Raw genomic sequence first — 11,603 nt, forward strand, 5'->3', positions numbered from 1 at the left:
GCCGCAGATGCTGGCGCGGGAGGGGCGGGAATGCTCCGGGGGCAGCCAGAGGAGATACGCCCCGATTCCTTTGGAATCGCCTTTCAGGTTGCTCTCTCGAGCAAGAGCTTATCACCTCTGTTCTGCCTGGTCCCTTCGCTGACCCCGCCCCCCTATACCCGCGCCGCATGTGCTTCCAGTTGCTCCCAATGATCCCGGTTGTTGTATCGTGCTCTCTACCCGGGATCTTTTCACGGGATCTTTTCCCATGCTCCGAAGAATTCAGAAAAACCCTCGTGATCGGAGTTTTTTGGAGAAGAGTCATAATAATTATCGTCTTATCTGGCACAGACTCTTTCAGGATATGGTATTCATGAGTGACTGCATCAGAACGCTGACACAACAGAGCAGGAGCACCCGCCGTTTCCAGGAAGATCACTTGCTTTCCCGCGACCAGCTTACAGGACTCATCGATATTGCCAGGTTCTGCCCGTCTGCCAGGAACCGGCAGCCGCTTCGGTATATCATCTCGGTTGATCCTGACCAGACTCATGCTATCTGTTCCCTCCTTCTCTGGGCGCTTGATCTCCCTGAGTGGGACGGGCCTGTTGCTGGTGAGCGGCCCCCTGCGTATATCACGATTCTTGCATCTGTCGATTGCAGCCCGGATCCTGCAATTGATCTTGGGATTGCCGCCCAGACGATCCTCCTTGCTGCTGCTGAAGAGGGTATTGCGGGTTGCATCTTCGGATCAGTGCAGAAGTCCGGGCTTCGCCGCCTGCTGCAGGTTCCAGCAGAGATGGAGATTCTGCTCGTTGTAGCACTCGGCTATCCGGCAGAAGAGATCCGGCTTGAGCCGCTCCCGCCCAATGGAGATACCCGGTACTGGCGATCACCTGATGGTATCCACCATGTCCCGAAGCGGGCGCTAGAGGATTGTATTATTCATCAGGGAGAGCAGGCAGATTAGGCAGAGGCAGGGGTCGATCAGTTATGAAGCGGTGCTCGACTGCAATCGCGTGATAGAATACAGTGGGGCGGAAATCTGCTAAAATTTTAGCGTGAAGGTAAAAAACCCTACCAGACATCTCTCTTGTTTCGCATTCTGATATGGCCGCTGCCCTCTCTCTTTCTTGCCTCCAGCTCTCTTCTCTCTCAGAAGAGATCATGGAGTGCAAACCGGTGCGGTCCGAGCCTGCCATCAAAATTCGATGCCCCGATGGCAAGGACTCCGCCCGTTGCTACGGCGGCTGTAATACCTGCTTTCATGGCCGACTGAATCGCATCCCCGCCGATCCCGTTGATGACGATCTCATAGATTGTCGTCACGCCATCCGGGACCTGTGAACCTTGCACCGTTTCCCTGAGTGCCGGGCAGAGGCGGTGGTTTGTGCTTGCTGGCATCGGGAAGCGGTAGTTGCTGCACCCGACTTTTGACCCGCTCCCGACAATTCCTCCGGCAAAACTCGTGATGACGCCTAGGAGGGGATTGATTGCCTCAACTGCTGCTTCTGCTGCGGCAAGTGCGTCTCTCTGGTTATCACTCATAACGAGGAAGTTGCCTCCTGCAATCCCCTTCACGGTTCCAAACCGTTCTTCCCCGATATAGTATCCTTCCATCACGGGTATCTTCCAGCACTGCCTCCCGCCAACAGTGCAGCGCTCCTCGTACCCGTCCCCGAAATAATGCATCCGGGTAAAAAAGCGATCAACCGCATCCGGCAGGCCGTCATAGGCTGATGCGGTCGGTGCAGGGAGGATGCACTGGGATATCCGGTCTGCGACAAGGGATCGCATCTGCTTTTTTTCGCCACAGATCAGGATCGAGACGCCGGGCCTGCCATCTGGCGTATCGGTATATTCACCTTCGATCCCTGCCTCGCAGGGACAGTAGATTTTTGATGTCGCAAAGCCGGCTGCCTCCCCAGCAGCCACATAGGCCCATTTCAGGGAGTCGGCTGTGACGATCACCCGTGATACCCAGATTGGGAAGGCTTCAGCAAAGGTATCAAGGATGACTGTATCGTTACGCTGCATGGAGCAATTCACCCTCTTTTGTAGACAACCCCGTCTTCTGTTATGATTGCATCCATGATGATGTCATGGGGATCCAGTGGCAGCGCCTCGATCTCCTGGAAGGCAAAGGCGATGCCGATCTTTCTGATCTCAGGATGCATCGAGAGGAACCTGTCATAATAGCCTGCACCATACCCGATACGCCCGCCACGGCGGTCAAACCCGAGCATCGGCAGGATGATGGTGTCGACATCCTCCCCACGGGCCGGGATCTCGCTTCCGATTGGCTCTGGAACACCGAATGTACTTGGGATCAGAACACCCATGTCTTCCAGGTACGAGAGGCGAAGGGTGTAATCTTCTTTCTGGATGATCGGGACAATGACCGGGTTTTTGTATGCAAGGAGCATCGTGATGAGCGGAACTGTGTTCACCTCCTTCTCTTTTGAGGTATAGACCATCACCGTCTCCTTTGGCTGGATCATCTTCATCAGGTGTGAACAGATCCGCCTGCTCTTTTCAAACCGCTCATCCGGGGTTTGAAGTTCTTTCCTCTGCCTGAGAATATTCCGTATCGTCTCCTTATCTTCAGCCATGGGACGCATCACCAATGGCAGTAGTATATCCGGAAGGTATAAAAATGGTTCTTCTCCGGCTTCAGCCTTTTAAGAGTATTCGTGGTAAAAGAATCAGAGACAGGTATGGAGTTACGTTGGAGATTGGCTCTCGTACTCGCGTGTCAGAATCCCCACCGCCCCGGACCCGTCCGCAAATGCTTCGCAAGGGATGTTGAGCTGGATTGCCGCAGATGCTGGCGCGGGAGGGGCGGGAATGCTCCGGGGGCAGCCAGAGGAGATACGCCCCGAAACCTTCGGAATCGCCTTTCAGGTTGCTCTGATGAGCAAGAGCTTATCACCTCTCTCTGCCTGATCCCCATCACCTGACCCGCCCCCCGATACCCGCGCCGCATGTGCTTCCAGTTGCTCCCAATGATCCCGGTCGTTGCATCAGGATCTCTACCCGGGCAATCTATCGTGCTCTCTTCCCGGGATCTTTTCCCATGCTCCGAAAATGCAGGAAAATTCTCGTGATCAGAATTGTGGAGAATGAGTCAGTTTGTGTAAGGTTTGTGTAAGGTTTGTGTAAGGTTTGTGTAAGAACAGAGCAAGGTATCTCCTGGTCATGGAGTGATCGCACATATGCCTTGATAGAGCCGGTCACCGAACATCCTCCGGGGGGGGCACTGCCATCCCCCCTTCGGAGTTCGGCGAAGGTGACCTGTCGGTCACCATGCGGGGCTTACCGCCCCGCCAGGAAGGATAGATGGCGCTTCGCGCCTACTTCTTGTTACCTGGTCGCTCTCCTCTTCAACCACAGTATCCCATGCACTGTCGCTTGTGTGGAAAAGGTATCTGCTGTGAGGATGAAACCAGAATATTCAGCCGATATTTGCCTGGAATTCAGAAAGTCTGGCGATCAGAAATTCTGAGAAGAGTCATATTTGATTCATCCTTTTGCAGCATCATCTTCGCTCTTCTGTTTGCCGAGGATGTATGCCAGGATCATCCCGAGTATAAAAGCCGGGGTGATGCCACTGATGAGCGTTATGATGCCGATGAAGATGGTGACCGGGTAGGAGTCGGTTTGTATCCCGTGTTTCCCAAGTTCGAGAGCGACAAAGACGAGGAGGCCGCCAAAGATACCATAGGGGATCAGGGTCAGGACTTCCGGGGGTGCAAAGGCGACTGCAAATCCGATGATGATGAGCCCGGCGATGATGTTTGCCCCGCCGGTCCGTGCTCCAAACCTGTACATGGCGGCGAGTCCCCCGGCACCGTGGCACATCGGGAACCCGCCGAGCGGGGCAGTGATCAGGTTCATTATGCCGGTTGTCTTTGCCAGCCGGTCAGGTTTTACCTCGTGCCTGAAGAGATCAAGGGTGAGGAGGGATGTGGCGAGGATCGCATTTCCAAGTGTCAGGGGGATCTGGGGGATCACCAGGTGAATGGTGGCAAAGAGCCAGTCGCCTGAGAGAGGGATAATCAGTTCAGGGATCGGAATCATTCTGAGTGGCGGCATCCCGGTCATGATGATGCCTGCGGCAAGACCAATTCCGATGACGACAAGTGACGAAATATCCGGGATCTTCCTCCATGTTGCTCCAAGAAAGAAGATGACCACGATTCCAATGGCAAGAGCGGCAAAGAAGATGTCTGCTACGATATAGCCTAATGACGTCCTGAGCAGGAGCAGGGCAAGGCCCACCTGGATCCCCCTGATGACGCTCTCAGGGATGACCCGCCTGATCCGCTCCATCCCCTTCACCATACCGAATGCGAGGAATAAGATCCCGATGATGATCCCGGAGGCTGCAATCTCGCCTGCTGTCAGTCCTTCGGCAATGGCAATGGCGCCGATTGCCTTCATCGGCTCAATCGGGATTGGGAGTTTGTAATAGAAGCCTGCGATGATGAACCAGAGGCCGACCCCGAGGAATGCATAACTGACATTCACCTGGGCGGCTATCCCTGCTCCAAGGATGATCGGAAATATTGTCCCAAAATCGCCGACAGACCCTGCAAGCTCCCTGAGGGAGAACCGGATGCCGTCTTCGCCTTCCCTCTCCCCTGGCCTACTGCTCTCCATATCCTCTTCAAACCGGGTATTGGCTGCACTATGTCAAAAGGATTCTGCTGGGAGTTTTTGTTCTTCTCTGGCTTTCTGAAGGGTCGTGCTATCATTTTTGTGACTAATTTGCACGTGATCTCTCCTTGCTCTATGTGCACTTCTACGTTATTCATTGTACCATTCGTTGCACAATCACCGGAATTGCATACCTGCATGCAAGAGCAATGCACGTACACAGTGATGATTATCAGGAGTGCCCCCCACCGCCCGTCGAATAACAAGGCGGGATTACTCCCGCCCCGTCTTCCAAGAACCGGACTTGCGACTTTCACCGCATCCGGCTCACGCATTCCTCAACCCATTGCTGGGCGGTAACGCAAAATAGGATAATTTGGTTTGAATCCATGGTGTCTGTCTTGTCATGCGCTCTTTTCTCTCCAGAAAGTAATTCCTTTCGAGATATGGATTCGCATCGAGTTTAGGGTGACTGTGTCTCCGGATTGATGCATCAGAGAATTGGAGGAGGGTGTTTTCCTGTGTCTGGAAAACCCAGTTCCTGTTCCCTTCAGATTTCCAGTATCTGTCTACAATCCATTTGAATCCCTTGTCAGAGTGTCGTCGTTTTCCCCATTGCCATGTTACGATCCAGAGGTATTTGTCCAGTTTCTTAAATGTCTGTTTGGCGACAATATGACGATGGTAGTTTGCCCATCCTCGTATAATTGGGTTTAATGTCTTTATCAGGTCGTCCTGTGACCAGGCTTGCGCCTTTTTTGTCACAGTTTTGATTTTGTCAGTGATCGATTTAATTGACATCTTTGATGGTTTGGTCAGGAATTTACCTTTGTATTTCCGGAAATTGTATCCGAGAAAATCAAAACCATCGCCAATGTGTGTGATCAACGTCTTCTCTTCCGATAGTGTTAACCCTCTCTTCGCGAGAAATCTCTGTATGACGTTCCTGGCTGCCTCTGCGATCTCTTTCGTAGGAGCAGTTACCAGGAAATCATCTGCATATCGGATAAAATGAACTTTCATCCGTGGGAACTCTGCTTTAAGGACGTTTTCTAACCCGTCCAGCGTCATATTCGCGAGAATTGGGGAAAAAAGCCCACCCTGCGGAGTACCTTTGTCTGTCGGATAGAGTGTCTGATCGAAGACATATCCCGATTTGAGAAACTGGGTGAGGACCGATTGATCCATGGGTATATGTTCCTTGAGCCAATCGTGGAGGATGTTATCAAAACATCCGCGAATATCGCCTTCAAGGATGTATGGGGAGGACGTCTTTTTTCCAAGGCATTTGAATGCGTATTCTGACGCATCCTGTGCTGATCGGAAGAGTCTGAATCCAAATGATCGTGGATCTGCTGTCGTCTCTGCAATCGGCTGGAGAGCCAGACCATAGAGTGCCTGCATTGCGCGATCATACATTGTTGGAATCGAGATCGGACGTTTAGTATCCTTCCCTGGTTTAGGGATGTAGATGCGTCGTAATGGTTGCGCGCGATACTGTTTGTCAGTGAGCCTCAGGGCTGCCTTCATCTTCTCAGATGGGGAGTTCCAGAGTTCTCCATCAATGCCTGGGGTACGCTTTCCCTTGTTCTGAGTCACGATTCGTACTGCCAGCATTTTTGCTGAGAGCGAGTGTGTCAACAGATAACTCAGACGTTTAACCAGATTCCATTTTCCTTCTTGTGTTGCCTTTGCAATCCGGATCTGTAGCCGATTAACGGTGGATTTGACTTTGTCCCAGTCAATGGAGTTCCATTGCCGGGCGAGATCCTTGTCAGTATGTTTCTCGTCTTGTGACGTCGTTGAATGACATACTTTCATCGTTATACCTTCCTTCATTGCTTCGGAATACCCATCCCACGTCAGCACCCTTTCAGGTCGAGGCAATCGCCTCTATCCCGCTCATTACAAGCGGGCATTCGCTTCTTGGGACATCCTGTTCCGTCTACACCGTCTGTTGGTCTTGCGACCTCCATACCTCGATTGAGGAGTGTATACGGGTTTCCAAGTTCCGTATCGGAGATAATTATGAACGCTGTAGGAGTCATCTGTGAGCCGGGAATCGTTTGTCTGCCTGTCATCCTATGGGACGTGTAGTGATGATCTGACTCCTTACCATTTTGGTTCGGGCGTGGTTACACCCTGGTTTCGCCTGTTGCGGATTACGACCCTTTAACGATGATTCAACATGTGTTTCTCCATGGCGTTCTTTTCCTGGCAGATTGAACAGATCAGGGTTCTGTTCTTCTCCGCGTTGTTCCCTGGGCTTCACACCCTCCCGTTACCAGGAGCGCATGCCAAGGTAGGAACATCCCAGACAGATAGGATGGCGGATTTACCCGCAATCTCCGAGTACAGCTTTCTTGTCGCACCGGCCCCGTCCGCACATGCTTCGCAGGGGAGGTTCGTGCCGGGTGATGGGTCTACCGGGTGTACTGGGTGTACTGTGTGGCCGCAGATGCTGGCGCGGGAGGGGCGGGAATGCTTCGGGGGCTGCCAGAAGCAGATAAATCCCCGATTCCTTTGGAATCGCCTTTCAGGTTGCTCTCTCGAGCAAGGGTTTATCAGGTCTGTTCCGCCTGTTCCCCTTCGCTAACCCCGCCCCCCTATACCCGCGCCGCATGTGCTTGCAGTTGCTTCTAATGCTTTCGTTGCCTCTCATGCCTTTAACGAAAGCAGGCTTCGGCTGGTATTTGTGTAAACAAATTGTGTAAACTAATTTTGTTTAACAAAAGGCGAAAAGATAAATCATATATATCTTCACCCCGTACCTCCTTGTGGTCATTCATGAAATGGGATTCCCAAATAGTCATAATCGCACTCCTTCTTGCAGGGCTGCTTGTTTCCGGATGTGTCAGTGATGATACGGCATCAGCCTCCCGCGGGGAACTCCGTATCGCGACAACCACAAGCCTCTATGATACGGGTTTGCTTGATCACCTGAGGCCCGCGTTCGAGGATAAGTATAATGCGAAACTCCTTGTTGTCTCAGCCGGAACGGGGAAAGCCCTAGAGTACGGCCAGCGTGGCGATGTCGACGTGATGATGGTCCATGACCGTGCCCGTGAAGATACATTCATTGCAGACGGCGATGGGGTTGAGCGGCGTGTCATCGCATACAATTACTTTGTGATCATCGGTCCAGAATCAGATCCGGCAGGCATCCGTGGCACAGAGCCGGAGGAAGCGTTTAAGACTCTTATGACTGAGGGCAAAGCCGGGACTCCGGGGGTTGCCTTTGTCTCACGCGGTGATGCATCAGGAACCCATGCAAAAGAGCAGGCGATCTGGAAGTCCGCAGGCTATACCTACGCAACCGATGTCCAGAATTCAGGCAACTGGTATGTCGAAGCCGGATCCGGGATGGGTGCAACCCTGGTGATGGCGAATGAGAAAGAGGCATACACACTCTCTGATATCGGAACGTTCCTTGCATACAAGGGGGACTTAAAGCTTGTGCCGATCGTCGACTCCGGGGATATCCTCCTGAATGTCTACTCAACGATGTTGATCAATCCTGAGAAGCATGCCGGCATCGACACCGAGCTTGGGAAAGCCTGGATCAACTACTTAATCTCCGACAAAGTGCAGCAGGAGATTGCAACCTTCGGTGTTGCAGAGTATGGTGAACCCCTCTTCTTTGCCGCATCCGGCAAATGGGATGTTATGGGTGTTCCGGAAGCAGAGGTAACCACCCCTGTTCTCTGATCCACCTATCTACCCTTTTTATCATCATATGAGAAACTGATCTGGTGAGAGTTGGCTGATGAACGAGATCGCAGAAGGCTTTAAGACAGCAATCGAGCTGATCGTCACCCTCGATCCCGAGGTGATCGAGATCTCAATCCGGAGCATCATCATCTCGCTCTCAGCGACGCTCTTCGCATCACTTATCGCCATTCCGATCGGATCAGTCATCACCTTCAATGAGTTCCCGGGAAAGAAGGCTCTGGTAAACCTGATCCAGACACTCTATGCCCTCCCGACGGTGCTTGTGGGGCTCTTTGTCTTCCTCCTGATCTCGCGTGCGGGGCCGTTTGGCTTTCTGCGCCTCCTCTTCACGCCTGAAGGGATGGTGATTGCCCAGACGATCCTGATCCTGCCGATCATGGTCGGCCTGACCATCTCCGCATTGAAAGGGGTTGATATAACAATCCTCGATACATTGCGGTCACTTGGGGCCTCGCAGTACCAGTTTATCGCGGGGGTTGTCCGTGAGGCACGGTATGCGATCATGGCGGCAGTGGTGCTTGGCTTTGGCCGTGCCATATCGGAAGTCGGGGCTGCGATCATGATCGGAGGGAACATACGGGGCCATACCCGTGTCCTGACAACGGCGATCTCGCTCGAGACCTCGATGGGGAATCTTGCTATGTCCATTGCGCTTGGCATCATTCTCCTTGGAATAGCCCTTGTGATCAACCTCATGCTTGCATATGTCCAGAACCGGTGATCCTGATGCTCGATCTGCGTGATATAACCAAAACATTCGGGGATTCAGAGGTGCTCAGGGGAGTCTCGGCGGAGATTCGGAAGGGTGAGATCTTCACGATCATCGGGCCTTCGGGTGCCGGGAAATCGACGCTCCTTCGGATCATCAATCTCCTTGAGAGCCCGAGCGGGGGTGACGTCCTCCTGGAGGGGATGCGCATTCATGGAGCGAAGTCGCTTGAGATCCGCCGCAGGATGGGCATGGTCTTCCAGAAGCCTGCCGCATTCAATACAAGTGTCTATGAGAATGTCGCCCTTGGCCTCCGGTTCCGCGGAGAGCCTGAGGCAGTTGTACGGCAGAAGGTGGCAGACGGCCTTTCGCTTGTCGGCCTCTCCGGATTTGAGGAGCGGAAGGCAAAGACACTCTCCGGCGGCGAGATGCAGCGGGTGGCGCTTGCCCGCGTGATGGTGACTGACCCTGAGATCCTGCTTCTTGATGAGCCGACCGCAAACCTCGATCCGGTCTCAGTCGAGATGATCGAGGAGCTGATCCTGAAGATCAACCGGGAATTTGCGACGACGATCCTCCTCTCCACCCATGATATGTTCCAGGGACAGCGGCTCGCAGACCAAATGGGGGTCATGGTGGATGGCAGGTTTGCACAGGTGGGAACGCCCCGTGAGATCTTCACCAGCCCCCAGGATCCGTATGTCGCCCGTTTTGTGGGGATCGAGAATATCATCGACGGGACTATCCGCTCAACAGACGCCGGAATCGCCATTGTTGAAGCGGGGGGCGTCTTCTTTCAGGTGGTGAGCCCCCTCCCGGTGGGTGCACCGGTCTCCCTCTGCCTCCGCCCTGAGGATATTGCGATCAGCCGCACAGCCGAACATGCGGGGAGTGTCAGAAACACGCTCAAGGGATCCATTAACTCCGTCAGGGCAATGGGTCCCCTCACGCGCCTTGTGATCGACTGCGGTATTCCAATTGTTGCTGTGGTGACCTGGAAGGCGGCAGAAGAGCTTGGGATTTCAGAAGGGTCTGTGGTATGTGCCTCATTCAAGGCAACAGCGGTGCATGTGGTTAAGAGGTAGGGGGGTTTAAATCTCTGTGATGCAAGTATTTTCCATACGGCGGGCTGCCCCTCTCTTCAGGGGGGGTAGTACTCTTACGAGAATCATCGATGAGTGATGAGGCGGCAGATCGATACCTCATCACTTCTCCCCGGATGAGAGCACCTATGAAAATCGCTTATGTGTATGACGCCATCTACCCCTATGTCCGTGGCGGTGCCGAGAAGCGGATAGGGGAGCTTGCCACCCGGCTCGCCGCCCGCGGCCACGAGATTCATCTCTTCGGGATGAAATGGTGGAATGAGCCGGATACGGTGATCCAGCAGGGTGGTGTTACCATCCATGGTGTCTGCCCGGCTGAGCCGCTCTATGCAGGAGGCAGGCGGACTGCCGGCCAGGCGCTCCGGTTCGCCCGCTCGGTCTATCACCCGCTCCTGGCTCTTGGCAGGACCTCAGGGATTGATCTCATCGACTGCCAGAACTTCCCGTACTTCCCCTGCTTCTCTGCACACCGTGTTGCGAAACACCTTGGGATCCCCCTTGTGATCACCTGGCACGAGGTATGGGGGGAGTACTGGTACGAGTATCTCGGGCGGCGCGGGGTCTTTGGAAAGATCATCGAAGCAAGGGCGGCCGCGCTCCCCCACTATCCGATCGCTGTCTCACCGATGACTGCACGGGCACTTGCAGGACTCGGTGTGTCTGGTAAGGTGCCGGTTATACCAAACGGGATCGATATGGGGCAGATAGCAGCAGTTGTGCCGGCTGGAATGGAAGGAGGCGGCCCTGCGGCTTGTTATGGCCGCGGGGATGGCGGCCCAGATATCCCACAATCGGATATCATCTTCACCGGCCGCCTCATCCGCGAGAAGCATGTCGATCTCCTGATCCGGGCCGCCGCCCTTCTCAGGGAGGAGCTGCCCGGCCTCCGGCTTGCCATCATCGGCGACGGACCTGAGCGGCAGGCCCTTGAGACGCTCGCACAGGAGGAGGGTATCGCCGAAGCCGTCTCCTTCACCGGCTTTCTCCCCACCCATGACGCCGTCATCGCCGCCATGAAAGCGTCAAAAGTCTTCGTCCTCCCCTCAACAAGGGAGGGCTTCGGCATTGTGGCGCTGGAGGCAATGGCCTGCGGCCTGCCCGTGGTGACGGTGGATCACCCCCGGAACGCCGCCGCAGATCTGGTGGAGGATGGGGTGACCGGATATCGCTGTCCGCTATCGCCGGAGGGGTTGGCAGAGGGGATCCGACTGTCTCTCTCTGAGCCTGAACAGATGCAGGATGCCCTCCGGGCGGTTGCGGGGGAGTATGTGTGGGAGGGGATTGTGGAGCGACTGGAGGATGAGTACCTGGGGATGCAATCTACAAATGACAAGCGATAATTGAAAAGATTTATCTCATTTATAGGCTATTTTACCATACAGGCGCATGTCGGGATCCTTTCCGTGGATGATATGCGT

At 54.1% G+C, this 11,603-nt stretch carries 9 protein-coding genes; 5 read left to right on the forward strand and 4 right to left on the reverse strand.

What is annotated here, in order from left to right; all coding sequences use genetic code 11:
* Nucleotides 1-352 precede the first annotated feature (352 nt).
* Nucleotides 353-949: a nitroreductase family protein gene (locus ABCO64_RS09745; protein ID WP_253458231.1), complete on the forward strand. Its 597-nt coding sequence runs from the start codon at nucleotides 353-355 to the stop codon at nucleotides 947-949.
* Between the two features lie 185 nt (nucleotides 950-1,134).
* Here the strand turns inward: ABCO64_RS09745 and fhcD are convergent, their stop codons facing one another.
* The 4 genes from fhcD to ltrA all read right to left on the reverse strand — a co-directional run bounded on the left by fhcD (nucleotide 1,135) and on the right by ltrA (nucleotide 6,477).
* The gene (fhcD, locus tag ABCO64_RS09750; RefSeq protein ID WP_253458228.1) at nucleotides 1,135-2,016 is read right to left on the reverse strand and encodes a formylmethanofuran--tetrahydromethanopterin N-formyltransferase; all 882 of its coding nucleotides are present in this window, start codon (nucleotides 2,014-2,016) and stop codon (nucleotides 1,135-1,137) included.
* A gap of 8 nt (nucleotides 2,017-2,024) precedes the next feature.
* A complete protein-coding gene (locus ABCO64_RS09755) occupies nucleotides 2,025-2,591 on the reverse strand; it encodes a 5-formyltetrahydrofolate cyclo-ligase (RefSeq protein WP_253458225.1) in 567 nt (188 codons plus the stop codon).
* Between the two features lie 910 nt (nucleotides 2,592-3,501).
* On the reverse strand, nucleotides 3,502-4,641 hold the full coding sequence (locus tag ABCO64_RS09760) for a putative sulfate/molybdate transporter (RefSeq protein WP_253458222.1): 1,140 nt from the start codon (nucleotides 4,639-4,641) through the stop codon (nucleotides 3,502-3,504).
* Between the two features lie 324 nt (nucleotides 4,642-4,965).
* Nucleotides 4,966-6,477 (reverse strand): group II intron reverse transcriptase/maturase, encoded by a 1,512-nt coding sequence (ltrA, locus tag ABCO64_RS09765; RefSeq protein ID WP_292615889.1) that lies wholly within the window; start codon nucleotides 6,475-6,477, stop codon nucleotides 4,966-4,968.
* Between the two features lie 948 nt (nucleotides 6,478-7,425).
* Between ltrA and ABCO64_RS09770 the strand changes: the two genes are divergently transcribed.
* The 4 genes from ABCO64_RS09770 (at nucleotide 7,426) to ABCO64_RS09785 (ending at nucleotide 11,525) form a co-directional block, all read left to right on the forward strand.
* A complete protein-coding gene (locus ABCO64_RS09770; protein ID WP_253458215.1) occupies nucleotides 7,426-8,346 on the forward strand; it encodes an ABC transporter substrate-binding protein in 921 nt (306 codons plus the stop codon).
* 58 nt (nucleotides 8,347-8,404) lie between these two features.
* Nucleotides 8,405-9,091, forward strand: a complete 687-nt coding sequence (locus ABCO64_RS09775; RefSeq protein WP_253458213.1) for an ABC transporter permease — start codon at nucleotides 8,405-8,407, stop codon at nucleotides 9,089-9,091.
* 5 nt (nucleotides 9,092-9,096) lie between these two features.
* The gene (locus tag ABCO64_RS09780; RefSeq protein WP_253458210.1) at nucleotides 9,097-10,164 is read left to right on the forward strand and encodes an ABC transporter ATP-binding protein; all 1,068 of its coding nucleotides are present in this window, start codon (nucleotides 9,097-9,099) and stop codon (nucleotides 10,162-10,164) included.
* Nucleotides 10,165-10,310: 146 nt separating this feature from the next.
* A complete protein-coding gene (locus ABCO64_RS09785; RefSeq protein ID WP_343089336.1) occupies nucleotides 10,311-11,525 on the forward strand; it encodes a glycosyltransferase family 4 protein in 1,215 nt (404 codons plus the stop codon).
* Nucleotides 11,526-11,603: the final 78 nt, after the last annotated feature.

It is taken from the genome of Methanocalculus natronophilus (genome assembly GCF_038751955.1).
GTDB lineage: Archaea > Halobacteriota > Methanomicrobia > Methanomicrobiales > Methanocorpusculaceae > Methanocalculus > Methanocalculus natronophilus.